Genomic DNA, 20,399 nt, shown 5'->3' with positions numbered 1-20,399 from the left:
AATTACCGAGCCCCATTTCTCGTGGCGTTCCCTTATTGGCGCGAACGCCATAGATAAAGATGTCGAAGGAAATCGGCGCTCCTCCCGGACACGCATCCCACATCCCCTGATCGCGGATTTTTTTGGGCGCGCCTCGGCGCTGGATTGCCTTGCCATGGTTAAACGACGTGAGTTTCTCGGCTTGCTGACGGCTGTCGGCAGCAGTTATATGTTGAGCGCCTGCGGCGGTGGCTCGGGCGGAAGTGCCGGGGGCACAGCCAATGCCGGCGTGACCAGCAGCGCGACGCCCGGTTCGAGCGGCACAGGCAGCAACGGAGCGCCGGCGACAACAGGGAGCCCGAGCACGCAGACCAACGCGACGTCGACGGGCTCGAAGGGCGGGTCGTCGGGGTCGAACAGCAACGGCGGCGCGTCGAACCACGGCACGCCTGCATCGGCGGACGGCACGTTGGTCCCACCCGCCGTGTCGATCACCGACAACCAGGCGGCGGTCTGGACGCTCGTCGGCGGATCGGTCTTCCGGAATAGCGTACGCGCCGGCAATACGTACAACGTGTCTTTGCTGCTCTGGTACGGCGGCGGCATCTATCACGAGGGAACCGGCGGCCAGTTCTACGGCTGGAACGGCTCCAACTGGTTCGCATGCAACGATCCGCGCCTCGGCGGCACCTCGGCCGACGGTACGACGATCCCCGGCGCGTCGTACATCATCGACAAAGTGGGCGCGGTCTGGAGCGTCGCAAATGGTGTCGTGCTGCGCAACAACGCACCGGTCGGCGTGACAACCAATGTCTCGCTGTTGCTGTGGTACGGCGGCAAGCTGTGGTACAGGGCAACGGGCGGCCAGTTCTACGTGTGCAACGACATTGAGCAATGGCTGCCTTGTACCGATCCGCGCATTTCCGTGGCGGCTACTAGCGGCACGTTCCATGGCATTAACGGGCATTACGATTATCGCTACACGCCCGCGCAAGTCGTGTCGATCATGACGAACATGGGATGTTCGACCTATCGCGTCGGCGCCACGGACGACCCGACGCAGCTCGGCGCGGTGGTCAGTCTCGCGCAGGCTTTTCAGGCAGCAGGGTTGACGCTGTTCGTGCTGATCGACATCGGTGTGCGGGACTGGAGCAACGTGCTCTTTGCAAGCGAGTCAGTGGCGTACGCCCGGGGACATTCGTGCGGCGCGACGGTCGCTGCCGCGCTCGCGCCGTATGGCGTGGTCATGTACGAGTGCGGCAACGAGTTGACCCGAGATCCCGCGATCATTCTCGACTCGACCAATGCGGGGACGAAGGCCGTCGACTTCAACAACGGCAACTGGCCGATCATGCGCGGTGTCATGCGCGGCATGATAGACGGCGTGAAATCGGCGCAGGCCACGGCGAAGTGTGGAATCAACTTCTGCGTCGCCGACGTCGGCGCGGCCGACGCGTTGTGGGACGGCACGCAGCCGGACGGCACAAGCGGTTATCCGACGGTACGCTGGGACCTCACGACGTGGCACAACTACGAGGTGTACGGCGACATCTTCGATATCGGCTCCGACGGCTCCGGCCCCGGCTTCGATCTGCCCGCGTACTGTAAAGCGCGGTACGGTGCGCCGTTTCTGCTCACGGAGTGGAACACCGGACCGGAGAAGACTCAGGCCTATCGCGCGGATTACATCAGCTCGCGCTATGCGACCTACTATCAGGCGAGAAAAACGAAGAACGTCCAGTCGGTGATGTACTACGTGCTAGATAGCGGCAACGCGACATATGGCCTGATGATAGATGGCGTGACACTCAATCTGCCGTACAACGCGTTTGTCAGCTTTGTTGCGAGCCATCCAGACAACTAAGCCTCGGGCTGGACGAGTGGCTCGTTCTGTCGACAGCGATTAAAGCCCGGTCCGGCGCCGCGACACTAAAAGAAAAAGAGCGGCGAGGGCAGGGCAACGAGCGGACAGCTTCAGGTCAGCCGCGACTGCTTACGCAGGCTTCAGCAGTGTCCGCCATTCCGGCAGGCTGCCTTTCTTGTCGATTGCCTCGACGAGCGGCGCGGCGCGCGCGGCGAGTTGCTCCTCCACATCAGCCACGGCGGTTGCGAGCGCGCTCGACATGCCGAGACCGTCCAGCATGAGCGCGGCTTCACGCATTTCCTCCGAGCGCCGCTGACCGTGCTCGACCACTCGTCCGATCAGATACGCTTCGTAGCCGTTGTCCCAGCCCACACCCGGAAAAGTGGCCGCGAGCGAAGCCAGCACGCGTCCGTCCACGTCGAATTGATGCGCGGCGAGCATCGACTGAACGCACAGCGCTTCCATGCCCTTGATCATGATGCTGCGGCACAGTTTGATTGCCGACGCGACCCCGACTTCCTCAGCCACCGCTTCGGAGCGCATGCCGAGTCCGTTGAGAAGCTCGGCCGTTTGCGTGGCGACGCGTCCGCCGAGCAGCATCGGCACCCGGATGCCTTGCGGCGGCACGGGCGCCATGACCGCGGCTTCCACGTAATCGGCGCCGCTTTGCTGAATCGCCACGCTATTGCGCTGCTTGACCGCGGGCGACACTGAATTGAGGTCGATGAACACCTGGCCCGCGTTGAGATGCGCGGCGGCGGCGCTGGCGACGGCTTCGGCCTGGCTCGCGGTGACTGCGGAGAACACGAGCTGCGCATCGCGCAGTGCGGACGCAAGATCGTCAGTGATTTGGGCGCCGCTTTTCTCACCGCGCTCGATGATTGCGCCGCGCGCGGCCGCGTCTTGCAGCTTGACGTCGAACGCGCAAACCGTATGGCCCGCTTCGGTGAATGCGCGCGCAAAGATGGGGCCGACTTCGCCGAAGCCGATAATCGCGATGTGGCCGGTGAACTGTTGGAATGACTGAGGCATACAGGAACTCCGGAAAAAGCCTCGCGAATTTCACGAGCGCGAAGCCGATCAGCAATGACATGAGCAGCACAGGCAGGCTGTCATCGTCGACTGCGGAAAACAGCCTGTGCGAAGTGAACGGTGAAAATACGTGAGAGCAAGAATTGACCGCTCGCTCGCCGCGTTGGGCCAGCAAAAGCCGAACGTCATACTCAGTCGACGTAGCGCAAACCCAACTGATTCAACGGCTCGCGCATCTGATACATGTCGAGGCCGAGCACGCCCGAGGCAAGCTTTTCACGCTTCTGCCCTTCGTTTGCCTCGCGTGCGGTGGCTTTATCGAACGTGTCTTGTGCCTTCGCCGACGGCACCACGACCACGCCGTCCTGATCCGCGACGATCACGTCGCCCGGTGTGACGAGCGCTCCCGCGCAAATCACCGGAATGTTGACCGAGCCGAGGGTCGCCTTGATGGTGCCCTTCGCCGAGATCGCCTTGCTCCACACCGGAAAGCCCATTTCGGTAAGCACGCTCACGTCGCGCACGCCCGCGTCGATGATGAGCGCCCGTGCGCCGCGTGCCTTGAAGCTCGTTGCAAGAAGGTCGCCGAAATAGCCGTCGGTGCAGTCGGCCGTGACGGCTGCCACTACGATGTCGCCGGGTTGAATCTGCTCGGCTGCAACGTGCATCATCCAGTTGTCGCCGGGATGCAGCAGCACCGTGACGGCGGTGCCGCTCACCGGCGCGCCTGCATAGATCGGGCGCATGTACGGCTTCATCAGACCCACGCGTCCCATGGCTTCGTGAACGGTCGCGCTGCCGAGAGCGCCGAGGCCATCCGCGACGCTGCTGTCCGCACGCGCGATGTTGCGATAAACCACTCTGAGTTCGTACATGTTCAACGTCCTTGTGCTTTGAGTGCGGCATCGAGGCGCGGATAGACGCGCCGCGCGTTGCCTTCGTAGATCTGGTGGCGCTGTTCCGGATTCATGGCCGCTGCCTCGACGTAGCGCTTCGTGTCGTCGAAGTAGTGGCCCGTTTGCGGGTCGATGCCGCGCACCGCGCCGATCATCTCGCTCGCGAACAGAATGTTGTCGACGGGAATTACGTTCGTAAGCAGGTCGATCCCCGGCTGGTGATACACGCAGGTGTCGAAGAAAATGTTCTTAAGCAGATGCTCTTCGAGCAGCGGCTTTTTCATTTCCTGCGCGAGTCCGCGAAAGCGTCCCCAGTGGTACGGCACTGCGCCGCCGCCGTGGGGAATCACGAAACGCAACGTCGGGAAATCGCGGAACAGGTCCGATGTGAGGCACTGCATGAAAGCCGTGGTGTCCGCGTTCAGGTAGTGTGCGCCCGTGGTGTGAAAGCACGCGTTGCAGCTCGTGCTCACGTGGACCATTGCCGGGATGTCATATTCGACCATCTTCTCGTAGATCGGATACCAGTAGCAATCGGAGAGCGGCGGGCTCGTCCAGTGGCCGCCCGACGGGTCGGGATTCAGATTGATCGCGACATTGCCGTACTGTTCGACGCACTTCACGAGTTCGGGAATGCAGGTGGCCACGTCCACGCCGGGGCTCTGCGGCAGCATCGCGGCGGGAATGAAATGCTCGGGGAACAACTGGCTTACGCGATAGCACAGTTCGTTGCAGATCGCGGCCCACGTGCTCGACACCTCGAAGTTGCCGATGTGATGCGCCATGAAACTGGCGCGCGGGCTGAACACTGTGAGGTCCAGCCCGCGTTCGCGCATCAGGCGCAACTGGTTCGTCTCGATCGACTCGCGCAACTCGTCGTCGCTAATCTGCAACTCGGACGGCTTGGGCGCGTCGGTGGGGTTGCCCAGCGCGGCGATCTGGCGGTTACGCCACGCCTCCAGCGCTTTGGGCGCGGTCGTGTAATGACCGTGAATGTCGATGATCATCTATGTACTCCGAAATAAAATGCGGTATGACGGGATTTTTCGCGTGACTACCTAGGCCTTCTCGTTCGCCTGAGTCTGTTCCGAGGCGCCGGAACGCCCGTCGTCCAATGACTGATGCTCAAGTGGCGCGTGTGCAGGCGCCGCGTCAAGAGAAGCCGCTTCGAACAAAGGCTCGGGGTCGCCGCCTAGCGCCTTCGTCACGCGCGCCGCGAATTCCAGCAGGCGCGGGCGGTAACGCTCCATTTCCTCCATGCCCATGCGTGCGGACGGCCCGACGATGCCGAGCGCGCCGACCAGTTCCTGGCCAAGGCGGAACACAGGGGCCGAGATGCCCGACGTTTCGCGATCGCGTTCGCCCATCGACAGATAGACGTAGCGGGAGCGGACCGTTTCGTACGGCTCGCCCGGCTCGCCTGCGAACGCGAGCAGCACGCGCCCGCCCGCACCGCGTTCGAGCGGCTGAGTGTCGCCTTGCTGCACTTCCGCGCGAATCGAATGACGCGATGCGATGCGGTAGAGGCACACGCGGTGATCGCGCTCGCGCACATGAAACGAGACGGCCTCGCCGGTTTCCGCGCTGAGCTCCTTCATCGCGGGCAGCAGGACATCGCGCAGATCGAAGCCGGCCTCGTAGACGGCGCTTAGATGTATTGCCGTGGACCCGATCCAGAAGCGGCCGTCGTCGCGGCGAATCAGAAGCTGGTGATGGCAAAGCGCCTGCGCAAGCCGCGAGAGGGTGCTCTTGTAGAGTCCCGTGCGCTCGGACAGCTGCGTTAGCGTGAGCGGTTCGTCGTCGCGGCGAAAGGCGAAGAGAATCGACGCCGCACGATCCAGAACGTCGATTCCACTGGCCGTGACGCCTTGCGGCGCGCGCACGGTTTCGCTATTGCGAGGCATATGTCCGTCTCCGTTGTGTTCTATCAGATAGAACTGATACTCGTCAGATGGAACAATGCTATTCCGATCGCTTTTCGCCGTCAATCACTGACCCGTGCGTCGTGTCGGTGATATCCCTGAGCGACAGGCGATGATGGTATCGCTACCATCGCATTCATCCCGAAAAGCTCCACCCGTCGGCAGTGCTTGCGGCGTGATGGTAGCGTTACCATGGAGACATCAGTGGCGAACCGCAAAACCTCGGAACAGCTGCGCAGCTATCGCTGGTATGGCGTCAACGACCTTCGCTCGTTCGGCCATCGGTCGCGCACTGCACAAATGGGCTATCACGCGTCCGATTACATGGGCAAGCCGGTGATCGCCGTCGTCAACACGTGGAGCGAGATCAACTCGTGTCACACGCATTTCAAGCAACGCGTTGAGGAGGTCAAGCGCGGCATCTGGCAGGCCGGCGGGTTCCCGGTCGAGATGCCGGTCATGACGCTCGCCGAGCCGTTCCAGAAACCGACCACGATGCTGTACCGCAACTTCCTCGCGATGGAGACCGAGGAAATCCTGAAGTCGTATCCGTTCGACGGCTGCGTGCTGATGGGCGGCTGCGACAAGACCACGCCCGGCCTGTTGATGGGCGCAATCAGCATGAACCTGCCGTCGATCTTCCTGCCCGCCGGCCCGATGCTGCGAGGCAACTGGAACGGCCGCACGCTCGGCAGCGGGTCGGACACGTGGAAGTACTGGGCCGAATTGCGCGCGGGCAAGATCACGGAAGACGAGTGGAAGGGCATTGAGAGCGGCATCGCGCGCTCGCCTGGGCACTGCATGACGATGGGCACCGCGTCGACCATGACGAGCGCTGCCGAAGCACTCGGTCTTACGTTGCCCGGCTTTTCGTCGATTCCCGCGGTCGATTCGCGGCATGCGCAGTTCGCGTCGCTGACGGGCCAGCGCATCGTCGAAATGGTGTGGACCGATGTGAAGCCGTCGGACATTCTCACCGCGAAATCATTCGATAACGCCGTGACCACCGTGCTGGCCATGTCGGGTTCGACCAACGCGATCGTGCATCTCGTGGCGGTCGCGCGCCGCGCCGGTATCGACCTGACGACGGCAAGGTTCGACGAGCTTTCGCGCATCACGCCGGTGATCGGCAATCTGCGCCCGTCGGGTCAGTATCTGATGGAAGACTTTTTCTATGCCGGCGGCCTGCGCGCGTTGCTGCTGGAACTCGGCGATCTGATCGACGGCTCGCAGATGACGGTCAACGGTTCGACCCTCGGCGAGAACATCGCGGGTGCTGAAATTTTCAATGACGATGTGATCCGCAAGCGCGGCAATCCCGTGGTGGCGAGCGACGGCCTCGCGGTATTGACCGGCAACCTCGCGCCGGACGGCGCCGTCATCAAGCCCGCGGCGATGGAGGCACATCTGCTGAATCATCGCGGCCGCGCCGTGGTGTTCAAGGACTACGCGGATATGGCGGCGCGCATCGACATGGAGGACCTCGACATCACCGCCGATTCGGTGATCGTGCTTCAGCATGCGGGGCCTGTGGGCGCGCCCGGCATGCCCGAATGGGGCCAACTGCCGATTCCGCAGAAGCTGTTGAAGCAGGGCGTGCGCGACATGGTGCGTATCTCCGACGCGCGCATGAGCGGCACCAGTTATGGCGCGTGTGTGTTGCATGTGGCGCCGGAGTCGTTTGTCGGCGGCCCGCTTGCTCTCGTGAAGGACGGCGACATGATCCAACTCGACGTGGCCGCGCGACGTCTGCATCTGGAAGTGAGCGATGAAGAGCTGAGTGCGCGCAAGGCCGCATGGCAGCCGCCGAAGCTTCCCTTCGAACGCGGCTTCGGCGTGATGCATCAACTGCATGTATTGCAGGCGAACAAGGGTTGCGATTTCGATTTCCTCGAAGAGCCGGTGAAAACAGCGGCCGTGCCAAGCGCGCCGACCACACACGATGCGCCGGGTGCGAAAAGCAGCGAACCCGAAATTCACTAATCAAACCGGAGCCCTGAGATGACCGCATCCGAAATCGTCGTGAGCGAAGCGACGCTCGAACAACTGAGGCACGTGAGCACGGCCACGTTGACCACGCAACTTTTCAAGCGCGGCTTGCGCAACGTGTTTTTGCAAGGCGTCGCACCACTCGCCAAACCGGCACCAGGCACGCCGAATCTGGTGGGGCCCGCGTTCACGTTGCGCAATATCCCGGCGCGCGAAGACCTCGATCACGTCGGCGTGTTTCAGGACCCGGACCATCCGCAACGCAAGGCAGTCGAGACCGCGCCTGTCGGCAGTGTGCTCGTGCAGGACTGCCGCGGCGAGCGCTCGGTGGCGTCGGTGGGCTCGATTCTCGCGCTGCGCCTCGCTAAGCGCGGGGTCGCGGGCATGGTGTCCGACGGTCCGGTGCGCGATAGCGGAACCATCGCCGCATTGGGCTTGCCGATCTGGTGCGCGGGCGCGAGCGCGCCGCTGAATCTCGCGAAACATCATGCCGTCGATATGAATGTGCCGATCGCCTGTGGCGGCGTGCCGGTTTATCCGGGCGATATCGTCGTCGCGGATGTGGACGGTGTCGTTATCGTGCCGCGCGAGATGGCCGCCGATGTCGCGCGCGATGCCGCCGAGCAGGAACAGCTCGAGGCGTTCATCGCTCAACGGATCGACGAAGGCCGGCCGTTGCGCGGCACGTATCCGCCCAATGAAGAGACCATGGCCACTTATGCGCAATGGCGAGCACAACGCCAATGAGCCGCTGCGACGCCTGAATACATGCCATTCACGCTTGATCTATCGCAGGACACAGGTCCGCGCATCGAACGCGGCCGGAGGAGACGCTGTGAGCACCACGACACCGGCAATTGCCGAATCGCGCCTGATCAACCGCCTTGCGCTGCGCCTGATGCCGCTGCTGGGGCTGCTCTATCTGGTCGCTTATATCGACCGCTCCAATATCAGCTTTGCCAAGCTGCAAATGCTCGGAAGCCTCGGACTTTCTGAGGTTGCTTATGGGCTCGGCGCGTCGCTGTTCTTTATCGGCTACCTCATTTTCGAAGTGCCGAGCAACGTGATGCTGCACAAGTACGGCGCGCCGCGCTGGATGGCGCGCATCATGTTCACATGGGGCGTCGTGACGATACTGCTCGCTTTCACGCAGAACGCCACGATGTTCTATGTGCTGCGTTTTCTGCTCGGTGCATCGGAAGCCGGTTTGTATCCTGGTGTGATCTATTACCTCACGCTGTGGTTTCCGGCGCGACACCGTGTGCGCATGCTCGGCTATTTCACGGTGGGCAGCAGTCTTGGCAATATGGTCGGCGCGCCGATCTGCGGCTGGCTGCTCGACAAGGGCGGGATTGCAGGGCTGCATGGCTGGCAACTGGTGTTCATCGTCACGGGGCTGCCGTCGGTTCTATTGACGGTCGTCGTGCTGTTCCTGCTGCCGTCGTCGCCGAAACAAGCGAAGTTTCTTTCCGCCGACGAGAAAGAGTGGCTCACGCACACGCTCGACGCCGAACGCGCGCAGATCAAGTCGGGCGTCGCGACGCACGGCTCGCTGCTCAGCGTGCTGACCGAGCCGCGCGTGATCGGCATGGCGCTCTACTACATGATGCTGTCGATCTCGGTTTACGGCGTGAGTTACTGGTTGCCGACGCTGGTGAAAGGCTTCGGCGTGAGTAATACGACGAACGGGCTGCTGAACATCATTCCATGGCTGATGGCGACCATCGTGCTCGCGTGGCTGCCTTCCAGGCTGCGCGGCGCCGGCAATCGCGCAATCGTCGCGATGCTGGTTTCGGCTCTGCTGGGTGTCGTGTGTTTTCTGAGCGCGGTGTTTCTGCCGACCAACACTCTGCGATTCATCGCGTTGTGCTTTGGCGCGCCGTGCATGTATCTGCTGATTCCGTGCTTCTGGACCTTGCCACCCAAATTCCTGTTCGGCGCGCGTGCTGCAGCCGGCATCGCGGCGATCAATTCGCTCGGCAATATCGGCGGCTTTATCGCGCAGAATCTCGTGCCTTGGGTTCGGCAGACAACGGGCAGCGTGAAGGCGCCGATGCTGATTCCCGCGACCTGTCTGCTCGTGTTCGCTGTCATTACGCTGTTGATCTTGCGCCGCGAAAGAGGCGCACGCGGGGCGCAACATGCTGTCCCCGTGACCGAGTAGGCTGTGCGACCACGCTTTGCCATGCGGCGCGTCTGACCGAGCTGCGTTCGGGTTGCCGCGATTTAGCGAAAGTCAGCGTGGTTCAGCCAGTTTAGAATACGGCGCGCGATCCATTAACTTCCGTCAGCACTCATGCCGAATCAGAAACCGCCCGCTGCCGCCGACGCCGGTCTGCCCGACGCGGCGGCGCCCGCCAGACGCATGCGCGGCGGCCCGAAAGGCCTGCGCATCACCGACGTCGCGGCGCAGGCGGGTGTCTCCCCGATCACGGTATCGCGCGTCTTCAACAGTCCTGCGACGGTCGCGCCCGAAACACTCGAACGCGTGCGCCAGGTCGTACAAAAGCTCGGCTATGTGCCGAACCGGCTTGCGGGCGGCTTGTCGTCGTCGCGCTCACGGCTGATTGCCGCGATCGTGCCGACCATCGCCCACTCGCTGTTCTCGGAAACGATCCAGGTCTTCAGCGAGACGATGTCGCGCGCGGGCTACCAGGTGCTGCTCGCCTTGAGCGGCTACGACGATTCGAGTGAAGAGGCGTTGCTCGACGCAGTGCTGAGCCGGCGGCCCGAAGGCGTGCTGCTGACAGGCGTCGCGCACACCGACTCCTTGCGCGAGCGGCTTGCGAACGTCGGCATTCCGATCGTCGAAACGTGGGACATGACGGATCAGCCTATCGACATGCTCGTCGGTTTCTCGCATTACCGGATCGGCGCGGCGGTGGCCGATCACTTCCTGCAAAGGAATGTGCGCAAGCCCGGGCTTGTGTCGGCAAACGACCAACGGGCGCTCGCGCGTCGCCGTGGCTTTTGTGAGCGGCTCGCGCAGGCGGGCATTCACGACATCGCAGAAGTACTCGTCGCGCCGCCTAGTTCGGTTGCACTCGGCAAGGCGGCATTGCCTCGGCTCGTCGAGCAGTCCCCCGATATCGACGCGGTTTTTTGCGGGTCGGACCTGCTCGCCATTGGAACGTTGAGCGCGGCCAGGCAATTGGGACTGAGCGTGCCGTCGCAGCTCGCGATCTGCGGCTTCGGCGATCTGGAGTTCGCGACCGAGACGACGCCCGAGCTCACCTCTGTGCACGTCGACGGCACACGGATCGGGCTCACCGCGGCGCGCTGCCTGCTAGACCGGCTGGCCGGCACCGAGCAGAACAAAGTAACCGACGTGGGCTTCCAGATCGTGGAGCGCGCAACGACCTGATCCGGCTTCGGCAATATCTCCATCACGCCGTTGAATAAGCGGCGCCTGTCAGGCCGTCATGGCCTCTTTCCGTTGGTGTCTTTGCGATTGACGAGGCGGCGAATCGAGCCGCCGCGAGCGCGCAATACTTGACGCAGATCAGAAATACACTCACTCGCGACTATTGCGCATGTGCATGCGCACGTGCATCGAATGCCGATGCGGACATTGTTTGATTTAGCTTGTCCGAGATCATGTTCCAGGCCGGTGGGCGCTCCTAAAATCCGACCGCGCATGAAGTAATTGGTCTGGTCTTCATGGCGAGAACATTGTGTAGCGTTCCAGATCGGTCCATGGAAATCAGGCAGATATGGTGAATAAGAAAACCATTGAACGGGTGTTGGTACCCGTGGGGGCTGGACTCGTCGCGTGTCTTGCGGGGTGCAGCAATCTCGACGTGCTCGATCCAAAGGGCAGCGTAGGTGTGGCCGAAAAGTCGCTGATCAGTACGGCGACGATGGCCATGCTGATCGTCGTCGTGCCGGTGATCATCATGATCCTGGTGTTTGCCTGGCGTTACCGCGCAAGCAATCGTAGCGCGACCTATGCACCAGATTGGGCGCATTCCACCGCGATCGAAACGGTAGTGTGGACCGTTCCCACTCTGATTATTCTGTTCCTCGGAATTCTGACGTGGAATACCACGCACGAACTCGACCCATACCGACCCATTGAATCGGCGGTCAAGCCGATAAAGGTCGAGGTCGTGGCGCTCGACTGGAAGTGGCTTTTCATCTACCCGGAACTCGGCGTTGCTTCGGTCAACCAGCTTGCGTTCCCCGTGGGTACACCGGTTGATTTCAAGGTCACATCCGATTCCGTGATGAATTCGTTTTTCATCCCGCAACTGGGAAGCCAGATCTACGCAATGGCGGGCATGCAGACGCAACTTCATCTGATAGCCGACCATGCCGGCGATTACGCCGGTATCTCCGCCAACTTCAGCGGCAAAGGTTTTTCCGACATGAAGTTCCGCGCGCTCGCGGTCACACCCGCTAAGTTCGATGCGTGGGTCGAAAAAGTGAAGGCCTCGCCGCGCCGGCTCGATATGAACGAGTACAACTCGGTGGCGCAACCGAGCGAGAAGGAGCCGGTCGGCTATTTCTCGACGGTGGACCCAAAGGTCTTCACGAACATCATTGCAAAGTACAACAACGGCAATGTTCTCGATTTGCAGAACAGCAATTGCCGCACAAGGGGTTAGCATATGCTCGGAAATCTGACACTCTCCGCGATCCCGTTCGATCAGCCCATCATCATGGGGGCGGGCGCTCTCATGATCGTCATGGTGCTCGCCGTGGTCGCGACACTGACCCGGCTTCACAAATGGAAATGGCTATGGCACGAGTGGTTGACTAGCGTCGACCACAAGAAGATCGGCGTCATGTATATCGTGGTCGCGGTGCTGATGCTCGTGCGCGGCTTCGTCGACGCGGTCATGATGCGTCTTCAGCTCGCTCTGGCGTATCACTCTCCGGGCTATCTTCCGCCGCACCATTACGATCAGATCTTTACGGCTCACGGCGTCATCATGATCTTTTTCATGGCAATGGCGCTGATGGTCGGCCTGTTCAATCTGGTGGTGCCGCTGCAGATCGGAGCGCGCGATGTCGCGTTTCCATTCCTCAATTCGCTCAGTTTCTGGATGACCGCGATTAGCGCGATCCTGATGAATCTGTCGCTCGTGATCGGCGAATTCGCGCAGGTCGGCTGGCTCGCGTATCCGCCATTGTCGGAGTTGAAATTCAGTCCGGGCGTCGGGGTGGACTACTACATATGGAGTCTGCAACTATCAGGTGTCGGCACACTGATTACGGCCATCAACTTCTTCGTGACTATCGTGCGGATGCGCGCGCCCGGCATGACGCTGATGAAAATGCCGGTGTTCACGTGGACGGCGCTCTGTTCGAACGTGCTGATCATGGCCACGTTCCCGATTCTCACGGTGGCCTTGGCGCTGCTCGGGCTCGACCGCTACATGGGCATGCACTTCTTCACGAACGAGGCAGGCGGCAACGCAATGCTGTACCTGAATCTGATCTGGGCATGGGGCCACCCCGAGGTCTACATTCTGGTGTTGCCCGCATTCGGCATTTATTCGGAAGTCATTGCGACCTTTTCGAAGAAGCCGTTGTTCGGCTACCGGACGATGGTCTATGCAACGTGCGCAATCATGGTCCTCGCGTTTCTCGTCTGGCTGCATCACTTCTTCACGATGGGCTCGGGTGCGGACGTCAATGCATTCTTCGGCATTATGACAATGGTCATTGCCATTCCAACCGGTGTGAAGATATTCAACTGGCTGTTCACGATCTACCGCGGGCGACTCGAGTTTTCCGCGCCTGTGTTGTGGACGATCGGTTTCATGATCACGTTCACTATCGGCGGCATGACCGGCGTGATGATGGCGATTCCCGGCGCGGACTTCGTGCTGCATAACAGCCTCTTTCTGATTGCACACTTTCACAACGCGATCATTGGCGGCGTCGTTTTCGGCTACCTCGCAGGGTTCCACTACTGGTTCCCGAATGCATTCGGTTTCAAGCTGAACGAGAAGCTCGGCAAGTGCGCCTTCTGGTGCTGGTTCGTGGGCTTCTATGCTTCGTTCATGCCGCTCTACGTGCTGGGCTTCATGGGTGTGACTCGACGTCTGAACCACTACGACAACCCGGCGTGGCATCCGTGGATGATTGCGGCTGCATGCGGAGTAGCTCTGATCGCGGTCGGCGTGGTTTTCCAGGTGGCGCAAGTATGGGTCAGCGTGGCAAACCGCAATAAACCCGAGTACCGCGACGTAACGGGCGACCCCTGGAACGGCCGTACGCTCGAATGGGCGACCGCGTCGCCGCCGCCGGTCTATAACTTTGCCGTCATTCCGACGGTGCACGAGCTCGACGCATACGCTCACATGAAGGCGACGACAAGCGGACTCGCGAAAGTCCCGGCCAATCAGGCATATCAGGACATTCACATGCCGTCCAATACCAGTGCAGGGTTGCTCATCGGTTTGTTCAGTCTCGTGCTCGGCTTTGCCGGCGTCTGGCACATCACCTGGCTCGCTGTCGCGGCACTGCTGGCTATCGTGGCCACGCTAATTGCACGCAGCTTCGGCGACAACGAAGGCTATTACATCTCCGCCGACACCGTGCGGGAAATCGAAAGTAAGCGTGGCCCGGCGGCCGCTGCGGTGCAGAGCCGCGAATTCGAAGCTGTGGAGGCCTGATCGATGTCGCAGAAAACAATCTCCGTGACGCACCACGGCGCACACGATGACCACGGTTCGTCGGATACGGTGTTCGGCTTCTGGCTGTATCTGATGACCGACTGCGTGCTGTTTGCATCGCTATTCGCCGTGTTTGCGGTTATGTCGCATCAGTTCGCGGGCGGCCCGTCGGGCAAGGATCTGTTCGACATCGGCGGCGTCGCGGTGGAGACTGCCGCGCTGCTGTTGAGCAGCATCAGCTACGGCTTCGCCATGCTAGGCGCCCGGCGCGGTAAGTCCGCCGCCGTCCTGGGCTGGCTTGCGGTGACCTTCGTGCTCGGTCTTGCGTTTCTCTTTCTGGAAATGCGCGAGTTCTCGCACCTGATCGCCGAAGGCGCAGGACCTTCCCGCAGTGCGTTTCTGTCGTCGTTCTTCACGCTGGTGGGCACGCACGGACTGCACGTTACGGTGGGCCTCGTATGGATGGCGGTGCTGGCCGTGCAGATCATGCGGAGTCCGAAAATGTCGGAACGCCAGATCACGCGTCTCACGTGCCTAAGTCTTTTCTGGCATTTCCTCGACATCGTGTGGATCTGCGTCTTTTCCTTTGTCTACCTCGGGAGCGTGCTGTAAATGGCTCATATGCAATCAGTTCCGGCGCAGCAGGGCAACGGCAGCATGCGCGGCTATGTTGGCGGATTCCTGCTGTCCGTGGTGTTGACCGCCGCTGCCTTCGGGCTCGTAATGCGCGGCACTTTCCCGGCGCAGACGGCGATGATCGCGTTATCGATTCTTGCCTTCGTGCAGATCGTCGTGCATCTGGTGTTTTTCCTGCACATCGACATGTCGGCCGGACAACGCTGGAACGTCATGGCGCTCGGTTATACGGCATTAGCCGCATTGTTTCTGATCGGCGGCACGATGTGGGTCATGCATAACGTCAGTATGAACATGATGTCGCGGTAGTCCGTTGGGATTGCGCATCCATGTATGAAGCGGCCCGGCTTCGCTGGCTGCTTCGTACAAGCCCTCAAAACCGCACGCCGATACCGCCCTCGATCAGATCCGTATCGCGGTCGTAACGAGTCACTATGCGGTTCCAGCTGACACGAGCGAGCCAGCGAGATCCGAAGCGATAGCTCGCCGACACGGCGAAAAGCGCCGATACGCGACCGTCGCCCGTGCGGTCTTGCGGAACGTTGTCGGTCTGCTTGATCGCGACGTACGGACCAACGCCGGCCGACAATGCGAGGCGGTCGCCAAAGAATGCGCGAGTAGCCCACAGTTGCGCCGCTACACCGTCGCGGCGCGATTGAATATGCCCGCCCTCGTGAATGTATGACGCGCTCACGTCGATATAGCGCCACAATCCCCGCCGATATTCAAGACTTCCTGCGCTGCTCGATTCCGACTCGTTGCTGTTGAGGATCGTTTTGCCAAACAGGATGGTGAGTTCATTACCGGTGACATTCGACGTCCGCGACACCGGCCGTTGACGTGGCCCCGGCTCACCCGACGCCTCGAGTTGATAACCGACGCCGAACATCAACGCGGTGGTGTCCGGGCCGCCGAACGCATGCACGTAGTTCAATTGCGCCTGGGCGATCCAGCGTCGGTCGAAGTAGTAGGCGGCGCGCAGACTCCCCAATACGCCCCAGCCGTGAGTGTTTGAATAGTCGCCTCCGGCGCTCGCCGCGGTCGTGTCGAAGTATCGATATGGCCCGGCGCCCGCCGACAGCTCGAGCCGGTCGTTCCATAACGGCAGGCGTCCCCACACCTGGAGTGCCTGTCCGTCGCGATGATGGTTGGGCAGATGGCCTTCGTTGAGCCATGAAAAACTCCATGCCGCGTATCGTCCCAAGCCCTCGCGATAATTGGCGCTCCATGAATAGGTATTCGTGCCCGCACTAAAGAGCGGTCCGGCCAGCAGCGAGAATTCCTGTGCGTGCGCGTGCGGCGACAGGCCCGCCAGGGCGCTGAACAGAATCGCCGACAACGGAGCAAGGCGATGCTTGCGGTATCGATTCGCGGACACTATCCGATAGTCAGCAGAGTACTTACAAGGAAGGTAGCTTGTGATCAGCCGCGGTGCAAGGAGAAATGGTCGCGGCGATCGAGGTGTCCGGCCCATCCGCTCCGGACGCTCAACACTACCGCTGCGTGATAGCCCTCTACGTGTGCTGGCGCACTCATAGATGGGCCTCGTGTAGTGCTCGTCTGCCATTCATTGCAAAGCTTTAGCCGCGTGCTGTCGCCTGTGTCGCAAGAGGTCGCGCTGCATCGTCCTGGCTTGTGAAATCTTCTGCGAGATTTATCTCGGCGGGCAAGTTGGCTTTTGTTGGCTTGTAGCCGAGTAGTTGCTGCGTCTGACGGCCGGTTGCGCGCACATTCAATTTCGCGAACTTGGCGAACCGGCTAACGTGTCTTGTCTGGCTACTCTTTCTGGGTCGTGCTCGCCACCAGCATGTTCACGCGCCAGCCTATTTGTTCTGCAATGTCGTTGAACGGCGGGACGGCGGATGTGCCCGGCCTTTATATACAGCGTGCTTTCTCCTGCGCAAAGTTCGCGAGGCGCGGTACAGCGCCTGGGCTGACATCGCCGTGGTGTCTACACGCTGTTTACACGTGACGATGCGCTAAAGATCAGCGCGATATTCGAAAAGGTCAGGGCGGGGGTCGTCATGATTTGATTTCGCGCGGATCAGTGTCCGAGATCAAAACTAGACGCTTGATGAATTAATCTGGATTACCACAGCGTTAAATCTAAATCGCGGCACGGTGACTGAGCATTGAGGATATTTTGGCTGCGTTAGATCCTTCGTAAAGTGAGTCGCTACACCTCCCGGTTAAGCATCGCCTTGGGCGGCCGTTTCGTCCCGAGCGCCGGGAAATCAAAGCGGAATAGCGTAAACCACGAGAAAGGAAATTTCTTACGAAGATTGGAAGAGGAAATTTCCATCCGTGTGCAAACCGAACCGTGATGTTGTTCAGGCTGCAATCGTCTGATTTAAGAAGAAATTTCCCGTCTCTCTCGCGTCGCACGGCTGATTGGGGAACTATTACTGCAAGGAACATGGAAAACGAAACTTCTTACCGGGGTCAGCTTGCCCGACGTGCTATCCATCTAATCTTCCGATCATCATCAGAAAGCAGAAATTTTTGCGAAATGCGAAGTTCACGGAAAGGATCGTGCTTTTTGGCCGAAAACGACTATTTTCCATGTGACCTACCCGACATAAGCGGGTACGATTTACCCCTGTCGCGGCATGGAAGCGAACAACTTTCCGAGCAGTGCAGTCAATTGCGTTCTCTTGGTTAAACGTTTGCGCGGCAATGCGACGTGTTCCAGCGGCGAATGTGCCGCAGCGTTCGTTCCAGATGGTTCATTAAGTATCGCGGCGTCGAGCGCATCGCGATAGGCGCAGCTTTGTCTGTTTGCCCGGGCATGTTAGTCCACGTTGTCTTTGGCAATGTGATTGCAATTACAGCGGTTGCTGGCGATATGACACGTCATTCTGAATCATTAAGCACAACGAATTAATAAGAGCTGTTTAAAAACAACTCTGCTGAACTTCAAAAACTCATCTTCGGCTTTTTTATCGAGACTTTCTCGACAGTGGGAAAAACAAACATGGTAAAACGACGACAATTTCTTGGAGGCCTGACGGCCCTTGCCGGTAGCTATCTTTTGAGCGCCTGTGGTGGTGGTGGTGAAGACGGCGGCGCGAGTCTGGCAGCCAAAGCTTCCGCAAGCCCAACGGCGAAAGCTGCCGCTGCATCCGCGAACGGAACGGTCATCCCTTCGGCCGCTTCTATCACCGACAGCTCCGGCGACGTATGGACGCTCGCCAACGGTGTGATCTACAGAAACGGCTCTACCGTTGGCAATACGTACAACGTGTCGCTTGTGCTCTGGTATGGCGGCAAGATCTGGCATTGCGGCACCGCCGGTCAGTTCTTCGTGAACGCGGATGTCGCAGAGCAATGGCTTCCTTGCAGCGATCCTCGCATCGACGTGGCTCCTGTTCCAGGAAGCTTCTACGGCATGAATGGCCACTATGACTATACGTACACGCCTGAGAAGGTCGTGTCGATGCTGAAGGCCATGAATTGCACGAGCTACCGCGTTGGCGTATCCGACGATCCGAGGCAATTGAATGCTGTAGTCAAGCTCGCGCAGGCTTTCCAGTCGGCAGGACTCACGCTGCTCGTGTTGATCGACGAGGGTGTATATGACGCAAGCGGCGCTGTGATCGGAAGTGAGTCGACCGCATATCGCCGCGGTTACTCCGTCGGCTCGACTGTCGCGAATGCATTGAAGCCCTACGGCGTGACGATCTACGAATGCGGCAACGAGTTGACGCGCCAAGACGCGACCGTGATGGACTTCACCTACGCCGGCTCAAAGGCGAGCGACTTCAACAATGCGAACTGGCCAGTCATGCGCGGCGTCATGCGCGGAATGATCGACGGTGTGAAGTCGGTGCAGTCGTCCGCGAAGTGCGGCATCAATTTCTGCGTTGCAGACGTCGGTGCAGCCGACGCACTATGGGACGGCAGGCAACCCGACGGCAGCGGTGGTCATCCGCAGGTACGTTGGGACATTACGACCTGGCACAATTACGAAGTTTATGGCGACCTGTTCAACATCGGGACCGACGGCGCAGGTCCGGGCTTCGACCTTGCAACGTACTGCAAGGCCCGCTATGGCGTGCCGCTTATCGTCACTGAATGGAACGCAGGTCCGGAGCGCTCGGAGAGCTATCGCGGAAATTACATCTCGGACAGGCTTGCCGCCTTCTACGGCGCACGAAAGACGCACAACATTCAGTCGGTCATGTACTACGTGCTGGATAGCGGGAACAACACCTACGGCATCATGATCAACGGCACACCGATAGACGCGCCGTACAACGCATTCACCAGCTTTACTTCGAGCCACGCCGACACCTGAGCGCGCTTCACCGCTTATCGGTTAATGAACCTGGTTCCCGCCTGCTTGCAGGATGGGGCCGGGTTCATTTTGCATTTGATGGCTACTAAGTGGTCCGTGCCGGGACAGAAGCTACTGTCCGATATCAGCGGCAGAACGTGTCCGGAACCAATCTTCCCCAGTCGTAATCGGTGCTATCCGGCGTGAAGGGCAGAACACCTGCTCCCGGTGTGAACGTTAGTTCACCGAAGTACACGTGGTTATCCGGCGCGTACAGATCCACGCGAACATAGTCGAAGTCTTCGCAGAGCTTCGTGGCCGCTTGCAGAATCGCGTCGAGGTTCTCGGGGCGGGGTGCCGGCACCTGACTGCGTTTGTAATAGCCGATTGCTATGTCGAGATGGTTCCAATCGACGTCGTATACATCACCTCTTGTGTTCCCGCCAAATCTGTCGGAAATCACCAGGATGTAGATGATCGGTCGTCCGCTACGCCCGCCGAAGCAGTGCAGTTTGTAGTCGGCGGGAATGTTGCCGCTACTGTCGAGTAACAGCTGCTCGAAGAAGATGCGTGGCTTGATCTTGCGGTAGTGACTTTCACGAGCAATCTTGTAGAAGTCGAGCGACAGCCAGTAGTTTGCAAGGTCCCGCAACTGTTCGAATGAAGTTGCCGACTTGTTTTTGACAACCTCCACATAACTGCTGCCGTGATTTGCCTTCATGACGAACGCATTCGGCAGAGCATCGAATACTTCTTGCGTGAAAGCGTCGGGGACGGAAAGCAACGGAATAACGTGCTTCTCGCCCAGCTTTTTCGCGACGTACTCACGGACCGTGAGCTTGTCGGTCAACTCGACGAACCATGGATCCGGCCGCAAGTTCTTCTGCAGGATCTTTTCGTTGAAGGTGGTGGGCCGACGCAGGTTCGGGTAGCGGCCAATCTCCTTGTGATGCAGCAGACTAAGAAACAAGGGCGCCGGCAGCATCGATTTGGCCGCTTCCTTGAGTCTTCTAACGCTCGATTGCCTACGCGGTTGCGCTGGCTTTGCGGCGTCGTGCGAGAGCAGCCAGTCGTCGGGTACGTCGTCTTCCGACATATCGGCTTTCCTGCCCCGCAGGGTAGATGTACCGGCTTCGTTGGAGAACCGCGCAGATTTGGTGGTTGTCATTTTCTGTTCCA

The 20,399-nt window shown here is 60.2% G+C and carries 16 protein-coding genes; 10 read left to right on the top strand and 6 right to left on the bottom strand.

Annotated features, from left to right (window positions below):
* Nucleotides 1-154 precede the first annotated feature (154 nt).
* Nucleotides 155-1,843 carry a hypothetical protein gene (locus J2W46_RS10015; RefSeq protein WP_310353285.1) on the top strand — a complete coding sequence of 563 codons (1,689 nt, stop codon included), beginning with the start codon at nucleotides 155-157 and terminating at the stop codon, nucleotides 1,841-1,843.
* Between the two features lie 129 nt (nucleotides 1,844-1,972).
* Here the strand turns inward: J2W46_RS10015 and J2W46_RS10010 are convergent, their stop codons facing one another.
* From J2W46_RS10010 to J2W46_RS09995, 4 genes are all read right to left on the bottom strand, one after another.
* A complete protein-coding gene (locus J2W46_RS10010) occupies nucleotides 1,973-2,875 on the bottom strand; it encodes an NAD(P)-dependent oxidoreductase (protein ID WP_310353282.1) in 903 nt (300 codons plus the stop codon).
* Between the two features lie 191 nt (nucleotides 2,876-3,066).
* The gene (ligK, locus tag J2W46_RS10005; RefSeq protein ID WP_310353281.1) at nucleotides 3,067-3,750 is read right to left on the bottom strand and encodes a 4-carboxy-4-hydroxy-2-oxoadipate aldolase/oxaloacetate decarboxylase; all 684 of its coding nucleotides are present in this window, start codon (nucleotides 3,748-3,750) and stop codon (nucleotides 3,067-3,069) included.
* Between the two features lie 2 nt (nucleotides 3,751-3,752).
* Nucleotides 3,753-4,778 carry an amidohydrolase family protein gene (locus tag J2W46_RS10000; RefSeq protein WP_310353276.1) on the bottom strand — a complete coding sequence of 342 codons (1,026 nt, stop codon included), beginning with the start codon at nucleotides 4,776-4,778 and terminating at the stop codon, nucleotides 3,753-3,755.
* Nucleotides 4,779-4,829: 51 nt separating this feature from the next.
* Nucleotides 4,830-5,675, bottom strand: a complete 846-nt coding sequence (locus tag J2W46_RS09995; protein ID WP_310353273.1) for an IclR family transcriptional regulator — start codon at nucleotides 5,673-5,675, stop codon at nucleotides 4,830-4,832.
* Between the two features lie 210 nt (nucleotides 5,676-5,885).
* Between J2W46_RS09995 and araD the strand changes: the two genes are divergently transcribed.
* From araD to cyoD, 8 genes are all read left to right on the top strand, one after another.
* Entirely contained in the window at nucleotides 5,886-7,676 is a 1,791-nt protein-coding gene (gene araD, locus J2W46_RS09990) for an L-arabinonate dehydratase (protein ID WP_033379589.1), read from the top strand.
* An 18-nt stretch (nucleotides 7,677-7,694) separates the two neighbouring features.
* Complete coding sequence (locus J2W46_RS09985) at nucleotides 7,695-8,429, top strand: ribonuclease activity regulator RraA (RefSeq protein WP_310353269.1); 735 nt, start codon at nucleotides 7,695-7,697, stop codon at nucleotides 8,427-8,429.
* A gap of 88 nt (nucleotides 8,430-8,517) precedes the next feature.
* Nucleotides 8,518-9,846, top strand: a complete 1,329-nt coding sequence (locus J2W46_RS09980) for an MFS transporter (protein WP_088175432.1) — start codon at nucleotides 8,518-8,520, stop codon at nucleotides 9,844-9,846.
* A gap of 132 nt (nucleotides 9,847-9,978) precedes the next feature.
* On the top strand, nucleotides 9,979-11,046 hold the full coding sequence (locus J2W46_RS09975) for a LacI family DNA-binding transcriptional regulator (RefSeq protein ID WP_310353265.1): 1,068 nt from the start codon (nucleotides 9,979-9,981) through the stop codon (nucleotides 11,044-11,046).
* 349 nt (nucleotides 11,047-11,395) lie between these two features.
* Nucleotides 11,396-12,289, top strand: coding sequence for a ubiquinol oxidase subunit II (gene cyoA / locus J2W46_RS09970; protein WP_310353263.1), 894 nt, complete (start codon nucleotides 11,396-11,398; stop codon nucleotides 12,287-12,289).
* Between the two features lie 3 nt (nucleotides 12,290-12,292).
* Complete coding sequence (cyoB, locus tag J2W46_RS09965; protein ID WP_310353261.1) at nucleotides 12,293-14,308, top strand: cytochrome o ubiquinol oxidase subunit I; 2,016 nt, start codon at nucleotides 12,293-12,295, stop codon at nucleotides 14,306-14,308.
* 3 nt (nucleotides 14,309-14,311) lie between these two features.
* Nucleotides 14,312-14,920: a cytochrome o ubiquinol oxidase subunit III gene (gene cyoC / locus J2W46_RS09960; protein WP_087754342.1), complete on the top strand. Its 609-nt coding sequence runs from the start codon at nucleotides 14,312-14,314 to the stop codon at nucleotides 14,918-14,920.
* Nucleotides 14,921-15,253 carry a cytochrome o ubiquinol oxidase subunit IV gene (gene cyoD, locus J2W46_RS09955; RefSeq protein ID WP_020068476.1) on the top strand — a complete coding sequence of 111 codons (333 nt, stop codon included), beginning with the start codon at nucleotides 14,921-14,923 and terminating at the stop codon, nucleotides 15,251-15,253.
* 64 nt (nucleotides 15,254-15,317) lie between these two features.
* Here cyoD and J2W46_RS09950 read toward each other — a convergent pair whose 3' ends face one another.
* Nucleotides 15,318-16,322 (bottom strand): hypothetical protein, encoded by a 1,005-nt coding sequence (locus J2W46_RS09950; RefSeq protein ID WP_310353258.1) that lies wholly within the window; start codon nucleotides 16,320-16,322, stop codon nucleotides 15,318-15,320.
* 1,596 nt (nucleotides 16,323-17,918) lie between these two features.
* Between J2W46_RS09950 and J2W46_RS09945 the strand changes: the two genes are divergently transcribed.
* Nucleotides 17,919-19,241, top strand: a complete 1,323-nt coding sequence (locus J2W46_RS09945; protein ID WP_310353256.1) for a hypothetical protein — start codon at nucleotides 17,919-17,921, stop codon at nucleotides 19,239-19,241.
* Between the two features lie 124 nt (nucleotides 19,242-19,365).
* Here the strand turns inward: J2W46_RS09945 and J2W46_RS09940 are convergent, their stop codons facing one another.
* Nucleotides 19,366-20,388: an ATP-grasp fold amidoligase family protein gene (locus tag J2W46_RS09940; RefSeq protein WP_310353253.1), complete on the bottom strand. Its 1,023-nt coding sequence runs from the start codon at nucleotides 20,386-20,388 to the stop codon at nucleotides 19,366-19,368.
* Between the last annotated feature and the right edge of the window lie 11 nt (nucleotides 20,389-20,399).

It is taken from the genome of Paraburkholderia strydomiana (genome assembly GCF_031456815.1).
In the GTDB taxonomy this organism is placed as follows: domain Bacteria; phylum Pseudomonadota; class Gammaproteobacteria; order Burkholderiales; family Burkholderiaceae; genus Paraburkholderia; species Paraburkholderia caledonica.
Note: the sequence above shows the minus strand (reverse complement) of the source record. Positions and strands in the feature narration are given on the sequence as shown.